The sequence below is a fragment of the Micromonospora sp. WMMD1102 genome (assembly GCF_029626265.1).
Lineage (GTDB): Bacteria > Actinomycetota > Actinomycetes > Mycobacteriales > Micromonosporaceae > Plantactinospora.
In genome coordinates this window covers 7,251,753-7,270,832 of record NZ_JARUBN010000001.1, presented here as the reverse complement: position 1 = coordinate 7,270,832, position 19,080 = coordinate 7,251,753, and the positions used below count along the sequence as shown (strand labels likewise).

At 70.1% G+C, this 19,080-nt stretch carries 16 protein-coding genes and 2 pseudogenes; 13 read left to right on the top strand and 5 right to left on the bottom strand.

The window, feature by feature from the left end:
- The first annotated feature begins 121 nt into the window (after positions 1–121).
- From O7626_RS32945 to O7626_RS32935, 3 genes are read left to right on the top strand one after another with little or no spacing between them, the layout of a single operon-like run.
- Entirely contained in the window at positions 122–424 is a 303-nt protein-coding gene (locus O7626_RS32945; RefSeq protein WP_278064901.1) for a hypothetical protein, read from the top strand.
- 43 nt (positions 425–467) lie between these two features.
- Complete coding sequence (locus O7626_RS32940) at positions 468–1,346, top strand: ATP-binding cassette domain-containing protein (protein ID WP_278064900.1); 879 nt, start codon at positions 468–470, stop codon at positions 1,344–1,346.
- Entirely contained in the window at positions 1,343–1,945 is a 603-nt protein-coding gene (locus O7626_RS32935; protein ID WP_278064899.1) for a hypothetical protein, read from the top strand. Before O7626_RS32940 ends, O7626_RS32935 begins: the two co-directional genes overlap by 4 nt.
- Before the next feature lie 152 nt (positions 1,946–2,097).
- Here the strand turns inward: O7626_RS32935 and O7626_RS32930 are convergent.
- Positions 2,098–2,286: pseudogene (locus O7626_RS32930) on the bottom strand (hypothetical protein); the annotation flags it as partial.
- Between O7626_RS32930 and O7626_RS32925 the strand changes: the two are divergent.
- The 5 genes and pseudogenes from O7626_RS32925 (at position 2,241) to O7626_RS32905 (ending at position 6,147) form a co-directional block, all read left to right on the top strand.
- Complete coding sequence (locus O7626_RS32925) at positions 2,241–2,993, top strand: DUF5753 domain-containing protein (RefSeq protein WP_347404821.1); 753 nt, start codon at positions 2,241–2,243, stop codon at positions 2,991–2,993. The pseudogene O7626_RS32930 and the gene O7626_RS32925 sit on opposite strands and share 46 nt — an antisense overlap.
- 7 nt (positions 2,994–3,000) lie before the next feature.
- Positions 3,001–3,240, top strand: a complete 240-nt coding sequence (locus O7626_RS32920; RefSeq protein WP_278064897.1) for a DUF397 domain-containing protein — start codon at positions 3,001–3,003, stop codon at positions 3,238–3,240.
- Between the two features lie 632 nt (positions 3,241–3,872).
- Positions 3,873–4,605 (top strand): annotated as a pseudogene (locus tag O7626_RS32915) (IS630 family transposase); the annotation flags it as partial.
- A gap of 145 nt (positions 4,606–4,750) precedes the next feature.
- The gene (locus O7626_RS32910) at positions 4,751–5,254 is read left to right on the top strand and encodes a transposase family protein (protein WP_278064895.1); all 504 of its coding nucleotides are present in this window, start codon (positions 4,751–4,753) and stop codon (positions 5,252–5,254) included.
- A 311-nt stretch (positions 5,255–5,565) separates the two neighbouring features.
- A complete protein-coding gene (locus O7626_RS32905) occupies positions 5,566–6,147 on the top strand; it encodes a hypothetical protein (RefSeq protein WP_278064894.1) in 582 nt (193 codons plus the stop codon).
- Positions 6,148–6,805: 658 nt separating this feature from the next.
- On the opposite strand, the gene O7626_RS32900 is transcribed toward O7626_RS32905, so the two are convergent.
- From O7626_RS32900 to O7626_RS32890, 3 genes are all read right to left on the bottom strand, one after another.
- Positions 6,806–7,696, bottom strand: coding sequence for a carbohydrate ABC transporter permease (locus O7626_RS32900; RefSeq protein ID WP_278064893.1), 891 nt, complete (start codon positions 7,694–7,696; stop codon positions 6,806–6,808).
- On the bottom strand, positions 7,693–8,655 hold the full coding sequence (locus O7626_RS32895; RefSeq protein ID WP_278064892.1) for a sugar ABC transporter permease: 963 nt from the start codon (positions 8,653–8,655) through the stop codon (positions 7,693–7,695). The genes O7626_RS32900 and O7626_RS32895 overlap by 4 nt, the downstream gene beginning before the upstream one ends.
- 62 nt (positions 8,656–8,717) lie before the next feature.
- Entirely contained in the window at positions 8,718–9,980 is a 1,263-nt protein-coding gene (locus tag O7626_RS32890; RefSeq protein WP_278064891.1) for an ABC transporter substrate-binding protein, read from the bottom strand.
- A 320-nt stretch (positions 9,981–10,300) separates the two neighbouring features.
- Here O7626_RS32890 and O7626_RS32885 point away from each other — a divergent pair, with 320 nt between their 5' ends.
- From O7626_RS32885 to lon, 5 genes are all read left to right on the top strand, one after another.
- Positions 10,301–11,311, top strand: coding sequence for a cellulose binding domain-containing protein (locus tag O7626_RS32885; protein ID WP_278064890.1), 1,011 nt, complete (start codon positions 10,301–10,303; stop codon positions 11,309–11,311).
- A gap of 310 nt (positions 11,312–11,621) precedes the next feature.
- Positions 11,622–12,653, top strand: coding sequence for a LuxR C-terminal-related transcriptional regulator (locus O7626_RS32880; RefSeq protein ID WP_278064889.1), 1,032 nt, complete (start codon positions 11,622–11,624; stop codon positions 12,651–12,653).
- Positions 12,650–13,705: a hypothetical protein gene (locus O7626_RS32875; RefSeq protein WP_278064888.1), complete on the top strand. Its 1,056-nt coding sequence runs from the start codon at positions 12,650–12,652 to the stop codon at positions 13,703–13,705. Before O7626_RS32880 ends, O7626_RS32875 begins: the two co-directional genes overlap by 4 nt.
- Before the next feature lie 170 nt (positions 13,706–13,875).
- Positions 13,876–14,910: a LuxR C-terminal-related transcriptional regulator gene (locus O7626_RS32870; RefSeq protein ID WP_278064887.1), complete on the top strand. Its 1,035-nt coding sequence runs from the start codon at positions 13,876–13,878 to the stop codon at positions 14,908–14,910.
- A 111-nt stretch (positions 14,911–15,021) separates the two neighbouring features.
- Positions 15,022–17,364 (top strand): endopeptidase La, encoded by a 2,343-nt coding sequence (lon, locus tag O7626_RS32865; RefSeq protein ID WP_278064886.1) that lies wholly within the window; start codon positions 15,022–15,024, stop codon positions 17,362–17,364.
- A gap of 137 nt (positions 17,365–17,501) precedes the next feature.
- On the opposite strand, the gene O7626_RS32860 is transcribed toward lon, so the two are convergent.
- Positions 17,502–19,028: a hypothetical protein gene (locus tag O7626_RS32860; RefSeq protein WP_278064885.1), complete on the bottom strand. Its 1,527-nt coding sequence runs from the start codon at positions 19,026–19,028 to the stop codon at positions 17,502–17,504.
- Positions 19,029–19,080: the final 52 nt, after the last annotated feature.

Sequence of the window (19,080 nt, the reverse complement as noted above, 5' to 3'; positions counted from 1 at the left end):
GTAAGGAAGGGCCCCTTCCTATCGTTCTTTGTATAGGAAGGGCCCCCTCCTAACACCTCAGCGGTGGCCGCCTTTTGTGGATCCGCGTCCCGAGCGGGGTGGGCGGGCTTAGCGTGGGGCCATGGACGACGGGGAGCGGGCACTTGTCATCGACGGTGAGCTGCACGACCTGCTGGTCATGCTCGCCACTGCCCGGAACGAGACGGTGGGCGAGACGGTCACCCGGCTGATCGAGGCGGAGTTCGACCGGATCAACCCGGGGATGCTCGACGACATCCGGCGCCCGGGTGCGGCGATCAAACGGCTCTACGCGGCGACCGGCCGTCCGGTCCCGCCGGTCTTCGCCGAGATGGTGGAGCCGGAGTTCGGCCGGGCCGCCGGGATCCGCGAACTCGACGAGACCGGCGAACTCCGGCGGGTCTGACCGCGCCCCGCAGTTTCGGGCGGGCTGGGTGACAATGGCCCGGATGATCGAGGCCATCGCACTGACGAAGCAGTACCGCCGGGTCCGGGCGGTGGACGAGGTGACGTTCTCGGCTGTGCCGGGCCGGGTCACCGGGTTCCTCGGGCTGAACGGGTCGGGCAAGACCACCACGCTGCGGATGCTGCTCGGGCTGACCCGGCCGACCTCCGGTAGGGCGCTGATCGACAGGCGACGCTTCCGCGATCTCAAGCACCCGCTCCGCCAGGTCGGTGCCGTCCTCGAACAGGGGATCAGCCATCCCGGCCAGACCGGCCGGGCGCACCTGGTCAGCCAGGCGATCCTGGCCGGTGCTAGCCGGTCCCGGGTTGACGACCTGGTCGAGTACGTCGGGCTCGGGCACGCCGCCGGGCAGCGTACCGGCGACTACTCGCTGGGGATGCGGCAGCGGCTGGCGGTGGCGACCGCGCTGCTGGGCAGCCCGCCGGTGCTGGTCCTGGACGAGCCGGCGAACGGCCTCGACCCGGAGGGCATGGCCTGGCTGCGTGAGCTGCTGCGCGAGCACGCCCGCTCCGGCGGAACGGTGCTGATCTCCAGCCATCTGCTCGCCGAGCTGGCCCAGCTCATCGACGACGTGGTGATCGTCGCCAACGGCCGGGTCCGCTGCGCCGCCCCGCTCGCCGAGCTGTACGGCGGCACCACCCGCCGGCTGCGGATCCGGGGGCGCGATCCGGGGCGGCTGTGGCAGGCGTTCGAGCGGGCCGGCGGCCGGGTCAGCTCGGACGGGTACGCGCTGGAGGTGGTCGGCCTCTCCGCGGAGGACGTCGGTGAGATCGCCTTCCGCGCCCGGGTACCGATCTACGAGCTGGCCAGCGACGCCCCGAACCTCGAACAGATCTTCCTCGACCTGGCGACCGCCGGATGATCGCCCTGGTCCGCAGCGAGCTGTACCGGATGGCCACGATCCGGTCGAGCTGGGTTTCGATCGCCGTCTTCGGCGTGCTGGGTGCCCTCTTCGGGGCGGTGAACGTCGACGCGTGGGCACTGCTCGCCGGGATGGGTGCCTTCGGGTTCGGCGTACTCGGCGTGAGCCAGCACTTCCAGCACCGCACCGCCGTACTCCTCTACCTGGCCCGGCCGAACCGGCTGACGACCCTGCTCGGCCAGTTGCTCGCCGGCATCGTCGTGGCGGTCGGGTTCGCCGCCGTCAGTGGGCTGCCGGTGCTGGCCAAGGGCGACCTGACGCAGTACCGGAACACCCTGGCCATCGTGCCGCTGCTGGCGGTCTTCGGCGCCACCAACGCGGCCGTGCTGCGTCGCCCCACCTGGCTCTTCCTCGGGTACGCCGGCTGGTTCGTCTTCGTCGAGGGGCTGCTCGGCCGGCTGACCGCTCCGCTGCCGTTCTCGTCCTTCCTGGGTGCCGCCGGCGGCGACCGCACCAGCCTGCTCGTCGCCGCCGCCTGGACCCTGCTCGCCCTGCTCGCCGCCGCCATCACCGTCCACCGGGACGTAACCACCGACTGACCCCCGCCCACCCACAGTTCTCGCCCCCACCCCCTCGCAGCTCTCGCCTCCGTCCACCTGTCTCGCCCGCCAACCCGGCGGCGGCGCCAGCCGAAGCCGAGCAGCGGCGCGGCCCGCAGCACGTACCCCCATGGCGAGCGCCGCCCGGGGTGTGGCGCGACCGGCGGCAGCACCGGCAGGCCGATCTCGACCAGGCGGTTCGCCGCCGCGTTCGCCGGTGGACACGGACCCGCGACCAAACAGATCGGACAGACGCCGGTCTCCCGACCGGGTACGTGGGCGGCGAGCACCTGGTGTGCCGCAGCTGATCCTACGCTCGCCCGCGGGTGGTACGTCGTCATCGCCTGTCCCCTCTGTCGGCGAGGGTCGTGTCGGTTGTCGGTTGTCGGTTGCTCGGTTGCCCGGTCCGCCGGCGTTCGGGGTTCCGGCCGGGCCTTTGATTGGTGGATGGGCGCTCGGTCGCCCGGTCCGCCGCTCTGTGGGGGAAGAGGCGGGTCCGGCGGGCCGTGCCGTCGGCGAACGAGCGCCCATCCGGCTCCGGGGTGTCGGTGTGTTGCCGGGCCTGTTGCAGATCCGGGAGTACGCCGAGGCGCTGATCCGGGCCGCGCACGTTGACGCCAGCGACGAGCAGATCGCCCAGTTCGTCGAGCTGCGGATGGGCCGACAGCAGCGGCTGACCGGCGACGACCCTGTCCGGTTCGCCACAGTCGTCGACGAGGGCGCACTGCGCCGGCCGGTCGGCGGGGTCGAGGTGATGCGCGCCCAGCTCGCCCACCTGCGTGAGATGGCCCGGCGGCGCAACGTCGAGGTGTCGGTGCTGCCCTACGAGGTCGGCGCGCACGCCAGCCCGGACGGCGGGTTCACCGTGTTCCGGATGCGTCCGCCCTATCCGCTGGCCGGCTTCGTCACCACGCCGGCCGGCAACCTGGTGGTCGAAGCGGAGAAGGCGGAGAAGCTGCTCCAGACGTACGATCGGCTACGCGAGGTGGCCCTGCGGGAGAAGGCCGCCGTCGCGTTTCTGACCGAGTGGGAAACGCGTCTGGAGTGAGAGCGACATGGCGACACAGGACGGGGCGCGGGCCGTCGCGCTGCCCGAGGTGGCCTGGCACGTCAGCACCCGCAGCGGCAGCGGCAGCGGCAACTGCGTCGAGGCGGGTCCGGTGCTCGACGGGAGCGGTCGGGTCGCGGTCCGGGACAGCAAGGACCGGGGCGGGCCGGTGCTCGTCTACCAGGACGCCGGCTGGACCGCCTTCCTCCGGGCGCTCCGGAGCGGCACTGGCACGGCCGCCGGCTGAACCCGGCTCGGGACCCGCGTAGCACGCCAGCTGCGGGTGGACGGCCGTCGTCACCGTCGACCGGACGCCAGAGCGACCTGGACACCAGGGGCGTTACCCGGTGCTGTTGACGCCTCTGGTGTCCAGGTGAGCGGGGTGGGCCGGGTAAGCGAGGCGCTGTGAAGTGGGACCGACGTCATCTGGGCGGACGGCCGGCCGCCCAGATGAGCGGCCCGGCGGCGGAGCGGGGAGTCGGCGCGGAGACTGTCGAGCTGGGTGCACAGGCGAGGCACGGAAGCCCGGGTTGCGGACGGGGCGAAGGGGTTCGGATCGACCGGCGGGCGGGACCGGGTTCGGGCAGCCCGGCAGGGTGGGCGCACAAGCGGGGCAGCTCGACAGTCTCCCCGGCGAGTATCCCTACCCCGCACCCGACCTGACGCCAGGAGATCGCCAGCTCAAAAAACTTGAAGGCACCGGGTTACCCGATCAGCCTTGAAGACAGTGCACCAGGCGTCGGCCGGCGGAGACGAATAACACCAGTAGTGGCAGGGTGGCCAGCTAATCCGCCAGATGGCAGAAATTGTCGCCGGGCTCGTCGCGGCGGCAGGTTCGTCGCGGCGGAAGGCTCGACGCGGGGCCCGGCCACAGCGGACGCGGTCTCGCATCACTGGGTGGCCAACCTGTGGCGCGAGTACGGCCTCAAACCGCACCGGTCCGGCACGTTCAAACTGTCCAGGGATCCGGCGTTCGCGGCCAAGGTCGCCGACATCGTGGGCCTGTATCTGGACCCGCCCGGCGGCGCGGTGATCCTCAGCCTCGACGAGAAGACCCAGATCCAGGCCCTCGACCGGACGCAGCGGCTGCTGCCGATCGAGTTCGACGCCACCGAGAAACGCACCCACGACTACGTCCGCCACGGCACCACCAACCTGTTCGCCGCCCTGAACATCGCCACCGGCGAGGTCATCGGCGAGTGCCGCCCGTCGCGCAACGGCGCGCAGTTCCTGGCCTTTCTCCGCAAGGCCGTGGCCCCGCACCGAGGTCGTGACGTGCACGTGGTGCTGGACAACCTGTCCACCCACACCCCCCCGACGCGCTGGCCTGGCTCGACAAGAACCCCCACGTGCACTTCCACTTCACACCCCGACCGGCTTCAGCTGGATCAACCAGATCGAGACCTGGTTCGGCATCATCACCCGCCGGGCCATCCGCCGCGGCACCTTCTCCTCCGTCCAGGTCCTGATCCGGTCCATCCGCGACTACATCACCACCTGGAACGCCAACCCCCGCCCGTTCACGTGGACCGCGACAGCCGACGAGATCCTGGCCAAAGTCCAACTCGTACAGACCAGCATCAAACAACTCGTCGACAACAACGCCAAGTAAACCCATCAGCATCACGGGACACTAGGACGCTACTACCGCGACGTGTATGACCTGCTCAATCTCGCTGACGGCCAGCACGTCGGCAAGAGAATTCAGCCGGCCCGGCGGCGGTGGGAGTTCGAGACCGTGGCAGAGGGTCCTCTGGATGCGAGCACCAAGCGGCGGGATCTGGACCAGCGAGGTGCGGCCCGGCCGGGAGCACGACACCACCGCCGTGCGCACGCACCCCGAGATCCCGCCTGCGCTTGCCGAGGCCGGCGCGGGCCTGCGCACTCTGGGCGATCTGGGCTACGAAGGCCTCGCCGGCACGGTCACCGTAGCGTTCAAGAGATCGAAGAACGGCGGGCTGCTGCTGACCCAGCAGCAGTTCAACAGGGCGCACCACAGCCTGCGGGCGATCGGGGAACGCGGGAACTTGCTGCTCAAGATGACCTTCAAGGCATTGCGCAACGTCAGCCTCAACCCGTGGCGGATCGGGAAGATCGTAGCCGCCGCGCTGGTCATCCTCCACATCGAGCACGACCGAACAACACGACCTTCAGTAGTCAGTTCCCTGCTCGGACAGCCTCAGTGGGCCGACACAGGGCAAAAGCGCTGGCGTCGCTGTGCTATAAACGGCTCATGGCCGATCTTGACGCTTGGCGTCTGACGAACGCCCGTGCTCCTGGCGGATTCTAGTTCGCCCCGCAATTTCTGCGTTCTTTCCAGCACTTCTCGCTGGGTCTTGTGCACGCACTTCCCAGATCGGATGCGTGCACCCTTGATACTCACACCAGAGGTTGCAATTTGGCCGTCACGCCTGCGCGTTGGAGACACCGCGCCGGCGCCATCAGCCTGCTCGCCTAGTCCGCGCGGAGGTTTGGCTCGCCTGGGGAGTAGAGAGTCGCTGTTGGCGCCAGCGTCCTGAAACGAGCGTGCAGCGGGATGGCTACCTTCTGACCACAAAGGAGTACGATAGCGATGCCCCTGCGCAAGACAGGAAAGCCATGGGCCGCCGTGACCAGCAAGCGCGGCTACGCCGCCGACGAGCTGATTTCTACCTTGCAGAAGTCGATTCGGCGGGGTGACATTGAGTTGGCCCTGCTCGTCGCGCGCGAAATGTACGAGACGAGCCCACAGCTGGAGGAAAAGCTGTGGTCGCGGCTGTGTGTGATCTCCTGCGAGGACACCGGTGACGGCAGTTTCCTCGAACCTGTGATCGTCAACTCGCTGTACCAGATGCACGAGCGCCTCGACCGTGACTTCGGCGACCGCTGGCTGTACGCCGTCCACGCTGTACGCTTCCTCGCCAGCCGGACCAAGGATCGTAGCTCCGACGAGCATGCCAACATGACCATGCACCTGATGAACAGCAGGGACGTGCCATTCGAGATCCCGGACTACGCGCTGGACGCGCATACCCGTCGCGGCAGGCTCGCCGGCCGGGACGTGGCGCAGTTCTGGTCGTCGACCTCGCATGTGGAGAACGAACGACCTGACCGTGATCACACCCTACTGGAACGGATCCGCGCACTCCTGGCCAGCGGGGAGTGGCGGGCCTGACCGTGCGATCATGACAGCCTAGAGTTCGAGTGCCTTAGGAAACGCGCGATATTGAAAGGCTTGAACTGGGAGACACGGTTCAAGCCTTCACGGTTTCCGGCCTGTCCGGACGATGAGCCGTTCCGGGCAACGGCGTGAGCGCGCAGGGTGGCGGGATGCGCTGTCGTGCGTGGACGCGCCGGGAGTCGTTGTGGTGCAACGAAAGGCGCGGGATCCCGACCTGAAGTGTCTTTTCGCAGAACTACTTCAGCTGGGATCCCGCGTCGCTATGAGCGTTACATACACGCCGTCCTGCCCGTGCAGGAGGACACCGTGTTGTTCCTGTCGGGGCTGCTGCATTCCGAACGGCAAGGTCGAGTGGGCTGCGGGTCGCGCCGGCGTGAACCAGCAGGTCGCCGACTGCCGCGATCATGGCGCCGTTGTCGGTGCGGAGCGCGGGTCGCGCGGGATTCGCGCGGCGGACCGCTGGGCGGTGAGGGACCGAACCCGGCTGTTGGCCGCCGGCGCCGGATGGGTGATCCATGGGTGATCGACGGTTTCGGTACGGCGCGACAGAGTTGGGCGGCGATGGAGCGCTCCTGCCTCTCCTACCTGCGCCGGGTCGTCTGAGCGGGGTGACAGCGACTGACGGGGGCGGTCCGGGCCGGCTGATCCCGGCTCAGCCCTTGAAGGCGCCTTCCATGATGCCCTGGACCAGGCGTCGGCCGACGAAGACGAACAGCACCAGCAGCGGCAGCGTGGCCAGGAACGAGCCCGACATGGCCAGGCCAAGGTCGATGTCCCGGCTGTTCTGTAGCGCCTTGATGGCGATCTGCACGGTGTAGTTCTCCGGCGACTTCAGCACGATGAACGGCCACAGGAAGTCGTTCCAGGAATAGACGAAGCCGAACAGTCCGAGCACCAGCGCTGCCGGGCGGACCAGCGGGAAGGCGATCCGCCAGAAGATCTGCCAGGTCGTCGCGCCGTCCACCCGGGCGGCGTGCAGCAACTCGTCGTCGAGGGTGGCGACCATGTGCTGACGCATCCAGAAGATGCCGAACGCGCTCACCAGCCCGGGGACGATCAGGGCTTGCAGGGTGTCCACCCAGTTGAGCTTCGACATGATCAGGTACTGCGGGATGACGGACAGCTGGGCCGGCACGGTCATGGTCAGCACGACGATCAGGAACAGCGTGTCGCGGCCCCGGAAGTGCAGCTTGGCGAAGGCGAAGCCGGCCAGCGCGCAGAGCACCGCCTGGCCGACCCCGATCGAGGTGGAGACGACGACGCTGTTCACCAGCGCCTGCACGAACGGCACGATCTCGAAGACCAGGTCCGCCAGATAGAAGAAGTTGCCGCCGGGCACGACGCGCGGCGGCAGGCTGTACGCGGTGGCCGAGTCGGTCGTGGCCACCACGAACATCCAGTACAGCGGGAAGAGACTGACGAACACCATGACGCCGAGCAGCGCGTACACCCCGAGCGAGATCCGGGTGGCACCGCGCTGGCGGCGGGGCGCCCGCCCGGTGCTGGTCGGGGAGCTGGTGCTGGTCGGAGGGGTGGGGTTCATGGGCGCTCCGGGCGGATGCGGGTGACCAGCAGGTAGTTGATCGTGGAGAAGAGCACGACCATCACGAAGAGCGCCACGGCGATGGCGGCGCCGTAGCCGAAGTGGAACCGGCCGAAGCCCTGCTCGTAGAGGAACAGGGTGAGCGTCTGGCACTGCCGGGCCGCCCCACAGGTGAGCCCACCCACCGGGTTGACCAGCAGCGGCTCGGTGAAGATCTGCAACCCGCCGATCGTCGAGGTGACGACGGTGAAGACGATGATCGGCCGCAGCGACGGGATGGTGATGTGCCGGAACTGCTGCCAGCCGGTGGCGCCGTCCGCGGCGGCGGCCTCGTACAGCTCGCGGGGGACCGCCTGGAGCGAGGCCAGGTAGAGCAGCGTGTTGTAGCCGGTCCACCGCCAGGCGACCATCATGGCGATCAGGAAGTGGCTGCCCCAGACCGAGGCGGTGAAGTCGACGTGCGCGAAGCCCAGCAGCTCCAGGAACCAGTTGAGCATGCCGTAGTCGCGGTCGAAGAGCTGGGCGAAGACGATCGTCGTCGCCGCGACCGAGGTGACGTACGGGACGAGCACCGCCATCCGGAAGAACGTCGCCGCGCGCAGCCGTACGTTGTTGAGCAGGTGGGCCAGGCCGAGCCCGATCAGCAGCTGCGGGACGGTCGACAGCACCCAGATGCTGAACGTGTTGCGCAGCGCGCCCCAGAACCGCGGGTCCTGCACGAGCTGGGAGAAGTTGGCCAGCCCCACGAAGTTCCGCTCGCCGATCGGGTCCCAGTCGAACAGCGCGACATAGAAGGTGAACAGCAGCGGGAAGAGGCCGAAGACGCAGAAGAGCAGGAAGAACGGCGCCACGAAGGCGTACGGCGCGAGCCGCTCGCGTACGCCCTGCTGGATGTGTCGGTACCGGGTGGGCCGGGTGCTGGTCTTCGGGGCCGGGGCCGGGCTGAGCGTGGTGGTCACAGGTCACCTTCCCGAGGTGCGGCGGCCGGGTCGGCGCCGGCCGCCGCACCTCAGTCGTCCGTTCAGCCGCCCAGGGCGTTCTTGGCGTTCTTCAGGGCGGTGTTCCAGGCGTCGGCGGGGGCGACCTTGCCCTGCTCGACGCTGGTCAGGGTGTTCAGCAGCTCGGTGCCGATGGCGGCGTCGTCGGGGCCGATGTAGAACGGCTTGATGTTCAGGACGGACTGGGTGTAGATCTTGCCGATCGGCGCGTTGGAGAAGAACGGCTCTTCCCGCCCGACGAGCTGCGGATCGGTGTAGACCGACGGTGTCGTCGGCAGGTTCCCCTTGGTCAGGAAGTTCTCCAGCTGGCCGGCCGGCGACTGCATCTCGGATATGTAGTTCCAGGCCGCCTTCGGGTTCTTCGCCCGCTTGGGGATGGCCAGGTAGCTGCCGCCCCAGTTCCCCGAGCCGCCGGGGACGGTGGCGATGTCCCACTTGCCAGCGGTGTCGGGAGCGTTGGTGCGGATGGCGTTGAGCATCCACGCCGGTGCGGACACCACCGCGAAGTCACCCTTGGTCATGCCCGCGGTCCAACCGGTCGAGAACGAGGACTGCTTGGCGGAGATGCCGGCCGCAGTGACCTTGAGCGTCAGGTCGAACGCTGTTTTGACCTGTGGGTTCTTGTCGTACGACAGTTGGCGGTTCGCGTCGTAGTAGCGCTCCGTGCCCTGGTTGACCGCCTGGTAGAAGATGCTCGTCGGCGTGTTGTCCAGGAACGGCTTGCCGGTGGCCTGGACGTACTGCTTGCCGACCTCGGTGAACGCGTCCCAGGTCGGCCACAGCTTGGAGACCTGCTCCCGGTCGGTGGGCAGACCGGCGGCCTTGAACAGGTCCGTGCGGTATGCGATCGCCATCCCGCCGACGTCCGTCGGTACCCCAACGATCTTGCCGTCCTCGGTGGTCGACTGCTTCATCACCCAGTCGAGGTAGTCGCCCTTGATCTTGTCGGCGCCGAGCGTGCTCAGATCCACGAAGTTGTCCGGGGACTGCATGAACTTCGGCAGGTCGTCACCCTGGATCAGCACGAGGTCGGGCACCTTGCCGCCGGCCAGTGCCGCGGTGAGGGCCTGGGCCGTCTCGGTCGTGCTGCCCACCTCGGTGAGCTTGATGTTGGCGTCCGGATGCTTCTTCTTGTAGTTCTCGACGTCCAGCTTCTGGTTGATCCCGGTGAACGACCAGAACTCGAACCCGTTCCCAGAGTCGTCCCCCGATCCTTCGGAACAGCCGGAAAGCAGGAGCGTGGCTGCGGCGACGACGGCTGTGGTGGTGGTGATGACGCGTTTCACGCGGGCCTCCAAACGGTGGTGTGCGGTCCGGCGGCCCGGAGCGACCGCAGTGGATCACTGGAACGGCAGACCGGCCGAACCCCGCGCGGCATGGCCCCGTCGGCATGCCGTGCGCTGTCCGGCCCAAATCTATGAGTTCACATGATTGAATGTCTTTCGTATGACGTGTGAGGGTACTCATGGCCACGAAGCCCGTCAACGACCACGGCCCGGCGCGGTACTGGCCGGGTGGTGGATCCGCCACGAGACATCCATCATTCACGATGAATGTATTGGTGCTGGTACGCCCCCGGCACCATCAGCCGAGAGCGAGGATTCCCGTGCGCAGTCGCCCGTACCGACCGATCCGCCGCTGGGCCCGTACCCTGATCCTGCCCGTCCTCGTCGCCGCCCTGGTGGCCGGCGGCGGCACCGCCGCACAGGCCGCCGCCGAGGACACCGAGCCGCCCAGTGCACCCGGCGCGATCACGGTGGTCGGCGCCACCGCCAACACCGTCGAACTCACCTGGACGCCGTCCACGGACAACGTCGGGGTGCTGGAATACCACGTCTCGCAGATCTTCACCGACGTCGCGATGCTGCACCGGACCCCCACCAACCGCATCGTGCTCGGCGGGATGCTGCCGTCCCGGACCTACACCTTCGGGGTCTGGGCGTTGGACGCGGCCGGCAACCGGTCGACGGCGCCGCCGTCGCTGCGTTACACCATGCCGCCTGGCGACAGCCAGCCGCCGAGCGCACCCACCTCGCTCGCCGTGACCGGGGTCGGTGAGACCACCGTGGCGCTGCGCTGGAACCCGTCCACCGACAACGTGGTGCTGGCCTGGTACGAGGTGCTCGCCATCGCGCCGGACGGCAGCGGCAGCGTGGTGGGGCGGGTCTTCCTGATGCCGCCCGTCCATCCGAGTACCGCGTTTACGGTCGCCGGGTTGTCGCCGCGCACCGGGTACCGGTTCGCGGTGCGGGCGGTGGACGAGGCCGGCAACTCCTCGGCGCTCTCCAACCAGGTCGCCGTGACCACCGGGCCGGTGTCGGCCTGCACCGCCCATGTCCAGCGCCGGGGCGCGGAGGTCTGGATCACGGTCCGCAACGTCGGCGCGACCACTGTCGACGGTTGGACCCTGACCTGGAAGATGCCGGACTCACAGCGGATCGCCGCGATCTGGAACGCGAGACTGGTCAGCCACACCGGCGGCGTGGTCACCGCCGGCAACCTGCACTGGAACCCGGTGATCGCGCCCGGCGCGACGGTGACCATCGGGTACGTGGCGAGCGGGTACGCCGCGCCGAGCGGTTTCGCGCTGAACGGGCAGATCTGCCAACCGGGCTGACGGACACCGTCGCAGGGCCGTCGCGGACCGGCGGGGACGGCTCCCCGGACCGGCGGGGACGGAACGACCCGGCCGGACCGGGTGGGGAGCGCGCCGGAGCGTGCGCGCCCCCCACGACCATCGGCCGGCTGGCCGTCCGGCCATCGCCCACCGCCGAGCCGGTTCCGCCGGCCGGGCGCCGCGTGTCCTGTGACGCCCGGTGGCGTTTACCTAGGTAATCGCACCTGTCCCCGCGCTGTCGATTGACAGGACTGCCGATTCGATGAAAGGGCCCGACCGCATCTCCGTCGTTACTCCGGGACGTTGACCAATGGCCGACCTGCCGCCGCACGCCGCGGAAATCGCCGCCGAGGTCGAACGACTGGCGGCGGCACCGGTAGCTGCGGCGGAGCGGGTGGCGGAACTCTTCGCCGTGCTGCGCCGACTGGGCCCGTACGACGCCGCGGTCGTGCAGGTGGTGGATCCGGAACGGCTCAGGTTCGACACGGTCGGTGCGGTCGGCTACGACCAGGCGACCATGACGCACCTGCTCGGCCCACGGCAGTACGAGGAGGTGGAACTCCTCGGGCTGGACCGGGACGGGCCGCCGCTGCGGGTCCGGGAGTCGCCGGTCCCGGTGGCCGAGCTGTACTCCTGGAGCGAGCACTTCGCCCCGGCCGGGTTCAACGAGGGAATCGGGGTGCCCCTGTTCGGCCCGGCCGGCCGGCACATCGGTGTGCTGGCCCTGCACACCGAGGCGACCGAGCACCCTACCGACGCCGCCCGGGACTTCCTCGGCCTGCTCGCCCCGGTGATCGGCGAGGCGGTCGACCCGATGCGCTCGGTCGCCGCCCTGGCCAGGATCGTCGCCAACGCGACGGCCGGGGTGGTGCTGACCCGGGCGGGCAACGCGGCCGAGCTGGCGGGCCTGCCGGACCATCCGGTACTCCGGCCCGGCTCACCCGTGCTCCGCGCGGCGGCCGGCAGCCTGGCCGAGGGAGAGCCGCACGCCGCCTTTCTCTGCCCCGACCACTCGGGATCGCCGTACCGCGACCTCCTGCGGATCAGCGTGCTGGCCTGCCCGGACCACGTACCGGCGTACCTGCGTGCCGTGGTGCTGGTCGCGCCACCTGGCGACCTGCACGGGCTGACCCGCAGGGAGCTGGAGATCCTCGGCATGTTGGTCGAAGGCTGGTCCAACCAGCGGATAGCCGACAGCCTGGTGATCGCCCACCGGACGGTCGCCGCACACGTCGAACACATCCTGGCGAAGCTGGCGGCGCCCTCCCGCACCTTGGCCGCGGTACGCGCGTTCCGGCTCGGCCTGTACGTGCCACGCTCACTGACCCGGAGCGCCAGATGACCCGGAACCCCTCGCTGTCCAAGATCTTCCACGAGGCGGCGGCGATCGCCGCGAGTCCGGTCGGCGCCGACCGACCGGCCCAGTGGATGTCCCTGCTGCGCCGGGTGGTTCCCTACGACGCGGCCTGGCTCTCCCTGGCCGACGAGCGGAGCCACCGGTTCGTCGAGGTGCTCTGCACCGGCTATCCGGGACGGATCCGGGACTACTTCGGCACCCGGGCGTCGATGGAACAGGCCGAGCAGGCGGGTCTGACCGAATCGCCCGTCCCGCAGTGCGCCCGGGACCATCCGATGCCTGCCGTCGAGTATCCGATCTGGAGCGAGTACTACCTGCCGGCCGGCTTCCACGAAGGGCTCGCGGTCGGCCTGTTCAGCCAGGACCGCCGGCACATCGGCATGCTCGCGCTCTGCACCGAGGACGCTGGCCACCCCACCGACGGGGAGCGGGATCTGATCGGGCTGCTGACGCCCCGGATCGCCGCGACCATCGACCCGTTGCGGTCGCTGTCGGTGCTGGCCCGGGTCGTGCACGACGCCGTCGCCGGAGTGGTGCTGACGCACACCGGCGATCCGTTCCCGCTCTGCGGCCTTCCCGGGCACCCGCTGCTGACGGTCGGCTCACCCCTGCTTCCGGTGATCGACGAGCTGGCGCCCCGGACCGAGGGATCGGTCTCCTTCCTCTGGCCGGTCCGGCAGCGGCGCACCGAATTTGGGCGGGACGCCCCGGCGACCGCCGACGAGTTTCTCCGGGTGGTGCTGCTGGGCTGCGCCGCCGCGCCGGCCCCGCTGTTCGGGCTGGCGTTGCTCGCCCCGCTGCCGGACGGCTGGGGTGTGCTGAACCGGTGCGAGCTGGTGCTGCTCGGCCTGCTGCTGGCCGGCTGGACCGACGAGCGGGTCGCGGTCGGCCTCGACCTGCCGCTGAGCCTGGTTGCCGAGACGGTGGCCCGGACGGTCGTCGCACTCGGAGCCCCGGACCGGCACGTCGCCCTGCTGCGGGCGGCCCGCCGGGGCTGGTTCGTTCCGCACCGGGCCGGGTCGGCGCCGCTGATTTGAGCGGGTGGGCGCGGAAGTTGCCCGCGAACGGCGCGGAGGGCGTTTCCCGCCGACGCGAGCGCCGGTTACCTGGGTGAGCGCATCGGCGCGGGGCATTTTTGGCGGCGGGAGCAGGACGGCCCATTCGAAGGTGACGACATGCGAATGGGACTGACTGTGAGGGCGCGGAAATGGTTGAGTTTTCCTCGGGTGCGATCGAGGCCGTAGGCGAGGCGAGGCGGATCGCGGCGCTGCCGGGTGATGCCGAGGACCGGCTGCCGGAGCTGTTCACCGTACTGCGTCGGGTGACGCCGTACAGCGCCGTCGCGATGCATGTGCTCGATCCGGAACTACGGGAGTTCGCGACGCTGGGCGGTCACGGCTATCCCGAGTCCGTCGTCGCCTTCATGCGCGACCCCGACTTCTACCAGGACATCGAGTTGATCGGCCTGAACCGGGTCGGGCCGCCGCTACGGGTACGCGACCTGCCGGTGCCGCCGTCCGAGGTGCGGGTCTGGGCGGAGCATCTGGAGCCGGCGGGATTCCGTGAGGGAGCGGGGATACCGCTGTTCACGTCCGACGGCCGCCACCTGGGCATGATCACGTTGAACACCGACGACCCGACACAGCCGGACGATGCCGCGCGGGACGTGCTCGGGCTGCTCATCCCGGCCATCGCCGACGCTGTCGACCCGATGCGCTCGATCGTCAACCTGTCCCGGATCGTCGCCGACGCCATCGCCGGAGTGGTGCTGACCCGGGGTGGCGGAGTGCTGCCGCTGCCCGGGCTGGGCGAGCATCCGGTTCTCCGGGTCGACTCGGTGGTGCTGGCAGTGGCGGTCGCCGGCCTGGCCGACGGTGCTCCGCACACCTCCTACCTCTGTCCGAACCGGACGGTGCAGGGGCTGGAGGAGCACGTCCGGATCACCGTGTTGCCCTGTCCGTCGTCGGTGCCGGCGCATCTGGTGGCGATAGTGCTGGCGTCGCCTCCCGGCGACCTGCGTGGCCTGACGCGGCGCGAACTGGAGATCCTCGGGCTGCTGGTCGACGGCTGTTCGAATCAGCAGATGGCCCACCAGTTGGTGATCACCCAACGCACCATTGCCGCACATGTCGAACATATATTGCGGAAACTAGACAGTCCGACCCGCACCCTGGCCGCGGTGACCGCGCTGCGCCTCGGTCTCTACGTGCCGCCTCCGCTGGCCGGCACCAAATTCTCCTGACGCGGCCCCGGGGCAGGGAGACGGCGCAGTGGGCTGGGTCACAACCCGGAACACGGGGCATCATTTGTTACTTGAGTCGTACAAGCTCAACTAATCGATGGCAGGTGTGTGATGGCAACTCTTCCGGTTCTGGCACTGACCGACGCTGTCCTGCTGCCCGGCATGGTCATCCCGGTGACCCTGGACGCGACCACCCAGGCCGCGGTGGACGCCGCCCGGGCCACCGGCGACAAGAAGCTGCTGGCCGTGCCCCGGGTCGACGGGGAGTACGGCTCCATCGGCGTGATCGCCACGATCGAGAAGGTCGGCCGGCTGCCCAGCGGCGAACCCGCCGCCGTGGTGCGCGGCGAGTCCCGGGCCCGGATCGGCTCCGGCGTCCCCGGACCCGGCGCGGCCCTCTGGGTCGAGACGGTCCAGCTCACCGAGCCGGCACCCGCCGGCCGGGCCAAGGAACTCGCCCGGGAATACCGGGCACTCGTGACGTCACTGCTGCAACAGCGCGGCGCCTGGCAGGTCATCGACGCCGTCGAGCGGATGACCGACCTCGCCGAGCTGGCCGACTCGGCCGGCTACGCGCCGTGGCTCACCCTGGAACAGAAGATCGAACTGCTCGCCGCGCCGGACGTGACCGCCCGGCTCGAACTGCTGGTCGGCTGGGTGAAGGCGTACCTGGCCGAGCAGGAGGTCACCGAGCAGATCAACTCCGACGTGCGGGAGGGGCTGGAGAAGTCCCAGCGGGAGTTCCTGCTCCGCCAGCAGCTCGCCGCGATCCGCAAGGAACTGGGCGAGGACGAGCCGGACGGCTCCGCCGACTACCGCTCCCGGGTCGAGTCCGCCGAGCTGCCCGAGAAGGTACGCGAGGCGGCACTGCGCGAGGTCGGCAAGCTGGAACGGGCCAGTGACGCCTCCCCGGAGGCGGGCTGGATCCGTACCTGGCTGGACACGGTGCTGGAGATGCCGTGGACCACGCGTACCGAGGACAACACCGACCTGTTGCAGGCGCGCGAGGTGCTCGACGCCGACCACGCCGGCCTGGCCGACGTGAAGGACCGCATCCTGGAGTACCTGGCGGTGCGCAACCGGCGGGCGGCCCGCAACCTCCAGGTCGTCGGTGGCCGTGGCTCCGGCGCCGTGCTGGCCCTCGGCGGCCCGCCCGGGGTCGGCAAGACCAGCCTCGGCGAGTCGGTCGCCCGCGCCCTGGGCCGGAAGTTCGTCCGGGTCTCGCTCGGCGGCATCCGGGACGAGGCCGAGATCCGCGGCCACCGCCGGACGTACGTCGGCGCGCTGCCCGGCCGGATCGTCCGGGCGCTGCGCGAGGCCGGCTCGATGAACCCGGTGGTACTGCTCGACGAGGTCGACAAGATCTCCGCCGGGTACACCGGTGACCCGGCAGCCGCCCTGCTGGAGGTGCTGGACCCGGCGCAGAACCACACCTTCCGGGACCACTACCTGGAGGTCGACCTCGACCTGTCCGACGTGCTCTTCCTGGCCACCGCCAACGTGGTGGAGGCGATCCCCGGCCCGCTGCTGGACCGGATGGAGCTGGTCACGCTGGACGGCTACACCGAGGAGGAGAAGGTCGCGATCGCCCGGGACCACCTGCTGCCCCGGCAGATCGAACGGGCCGGACTGACCGTTGAGGAGGTGGGCGTCTCCGACGCGGCACTGGGCCGGATCGCCGCCGAGCACACCCGGGAGGCCGGGGTACGCCAGCTCGAACGCGCGCTGGCGAAGATCCTCCGCAAGGTCGCGGTCGCGCTGGCCACGACCGACGGTCCGGTACGGGTCGACACCGACAACCTGACCAGCTATCTGGGCCGGCCGAAGTTCACGCCGGAGTCGGCGGAGCGGACGGCGGTGCCCGGGGTGGCGACCGGGCTGGCGGTGACCGGTGCCGGCGGTGACGTGCTGTTCATCGAGGCGACGAGCATGGAGGGCGAGCCGGGGCTGACCCTGACCGGTCAGCTCGGCGACGTGATGAAGGAGTCGGCGCACATCGCGCTCTCCTACCTCAGGTCGAACGGCCGAGCGCTCGGGCTGGACCCGAACGCGCTGGCCGGACGGCGGATCCACCTGCACGTGCCGGCTGGTGCGGTGCCGAAGGACGGACCGAGCGCCGGCATCACCATGGTCACCGCACTGGCCTCGCTGGCCAGTGGCCGGCCGGTACGCCCGGAGTTCGGGATGACCGGCGAGGTGACCCTCTCCGGCCGGGTGCTGCCGATCGGCGGGGTGAAGCAGAAGCTGCTCGCCGCGCACCGGGCGGGACTGACCGAGGTGATCATCCCGGCCCGCAACGAGCCGGACCTGGACGACCTGCCCACCGAGGTCCGGGAGGCACTGACCGTGCACACCCTGGCCGACGTGGCGGACGTACTGGCGCTGGCGTTGCGGCCGGCGGACGAAGCCGGGCTGCTCGACACCGCCGACGGCCCGGCCCTGGCCGCCGCCTGACGGGAGCTACCGGGTCAGCCGCTGGCAGACTCGGTGCCGCCCGGCCGGGCGGTACGCCCGGCCGGGCTGACCGGACCACGACGGGCCGCCCGCGATGCGCGGGCGGCCCGTCGCCGTCTGTCCCGCGCCCCGGGCGCTCAGGAGGTCGGGGGCGGCGGTGGATAGAGGTGGTAGCCGCGCACCGTCTGCGGGTTGGCGCCGGGCAGCCGGCGGGCCAGTTCGGCGTCGAGTGGCGAGCCGACCGGCGCCAGCACGGCCTGCGCCGTCGGACGCCAGTAGCCGGGGTACCGGTTGAGCCCCCGGCCCAGTCGGTCGTCGACGACGCCGCAGGTGACCCGTTCCGCGCTCAGGTAGCTGATCCAGTTGCAGGTCCAGTAGCCGCCGTGCACGTAGGTCAGCCCGCGTTCGCGCAGTGCCGCGAGTACCGCGGACTTCTCCGCCCGGTCCGCCCGGTATTCGCCGACGGCACCGGTCAGGCTGACCGTGGCGGCGAGCATGGTGACCGCGAGCGCGGCGATCGGCAGCGCCGCCGGCACCGCCCGACGACCGCCGGCCCGGGCCGGCCGGTAGAGCGGCCAGAGCGCCGCCGGAAGCGAGACCAGCAGTACCGACAGGTAGCGGGAACTCTCCACCGGCGTGTCCGCGGCCGACGGGCTGCGAACGTAGCTGAGCACGGTGAGCAGGCCGGCACCGGCCAGTACCAGCCAGATCGCCGCCCGAGCCCGGTCCGCACCCCCCTCGGGTCCCGGACGGGTACGGAGCTGCCGTACCGCGATCACCAGGGCGACGGCCAGCAACAGCAGCACGGCCGGTCCCCACCAGAGCGACCAGCCGGCGCAGGCGCTCGGCCGGCAGAGTCCCATCCCCAGCGGCAGGCCCAGCCAGGTGCCGCCGACGATCCGGTCCCACAGCCCGGCGTCGCTGCCGGAGCCGCTGAGCCGGAACAGCACCGCGACCGAGTTGTCGCGCCAGCCGGCCTGCACGTTCCCGACGACCAGCGGCAGTATCCCGACCAGCAGTCCGGCCCCGACCAGTCCGGCGGTGCGCCGGGTCAGCACCCGGGCTGCGCCGAGCACCAGCAGCGCGCCGAGCAGGTAGGGCGCCGGCAGCCAGTGGTTCCACAGCACCAGCCCGAACAGGACGCCCCAGCCGGTGAGGGCGTACCAGCGGGTGGTGGTGCGGGTGACGATCAGGTAGGTGAGCAGCAGCAGGCCGGCCAGCATCGGGGCGGTCTCCGGATAGCCGCCACCGGCGATCAACTGGTTCTTCACGATCCGGTCCGAGCCCAGTGCCAGCAGCCCGACGGTGAGCACCGCCAGACCGGCGGTGAAGACGCGCCTGACCAGCTGGTACATCAGCACCAGGAAGAGTGCGTAGAGCAGCAGGGTGGGAATCCGCAGCGCGGCCACCGACGGCCCGGCGAGCGCGACCAGCGGCGCCGACAGGTACGCCTCGATGGTGCCCATGTAGTGCTGCCCGTAGAAGAAGACCGGCAGGTCCCGCCCCTGCGCGATGTGCAGCGCGGCAAGTCCCATGGTGGCCTCGTCGCTGTTCGTCGGCGGCGTGCCGACCACGGTCAGCCAGACCCGCCAGAGCACCCCGAGCACGCCCAGCCCGACGGCGAGCCAGCCGTACCGGGTGGGGCGGGGGAATCGGAGTGGCACGAGTCGCGAGTCTGTCACATCCGCGACCGGTCCCGTGTTGGCCCGACGACCC

What these genes read in the sequence shown, in the direction of transcription:
- O7626_RS32945 (WP_278064901.1), top strand. Translation starts at nt 122, where the DNA reads ATGGACGACGGGGAGCGGGCACTTGTCATCGACGGTGAGCTGCACGAC.
- O7626_RS32905 (WP_278064894.1), top strand. Translation starts at nt 5,566, where the DNA reads ATGCCCCTGCGCAAGACAGGAAAGCCATGGGCCGCCGTGACCAGCAAG.
- O7626_RS32920 (WP_278064897.1), top strand. Translation starts at nt 3,001, where the DNA reads ATGGCGACACAGGACGGGGCGCGGGCCGTCGCGCTGCCCGAGGTGGCC.
- O7626_RS32880 (WP_278064889.1), top strand. Translation starts at nt 11,622, where the DNA reads ATGGCCGACCTGCCGCCGCACGCCGCGGAAATCGCCGCCGAGGTCGAA.
- O7626_RS32870 (WP_278064887.1), top strand. Translation starts at nt 13,876, where the DNA reads ATGGTTGAGTTTTCCTCGGGTGCGATCGAGGCCGTAGGCGAGGCGAGG.
- O7626_RS32940 (WP_278064900.1), top strand. Translation starts at nt 468, where the DNA reads ATGATCGAGGCCATCGCACTGACGAAGCAGTACCGCCGGGTCCGGGCG.
- lon (WP_278064886.1), top strand. Translation starts at nt 15,022, where the DNA reads ATGGCAACTCTTCCGGTTCTGGCACTGACCGACGCTGTCCTGCTGCCC.
- O7626_RS32875 (WP_278064888.1), top strand. Translation starts at nt 12,650, where the DNA reads ATGACCCGGAACCCCTCGCTGTCCAAGATCTTCCACGAGGCGGCGGCG.
- O7626_RS32900 (WP_278064893.1), bottom strand. Translation starts at nt 7,696, where the DNA reads ATGAACCCCACCCCTCCGACCAGCACCAGCTCCCCGACCAGCACCGGG.
- O7626_RS32935 (WP_278064899.1), top strand. Translation starts at nt 1,343, where the DNA reads ATGATCGCCCTGGTCCGCAGCGAGCTGTACCGGATGGCCACGATCCGG.
- O7626_RS32910 (WP_278064895.1), top strand. Translation starts at nt 4,751, where the DNA reads ATGCGAGCACCAAGCGGCGGGATCTGGACCAGCGAGGTGCGGCCCGGC.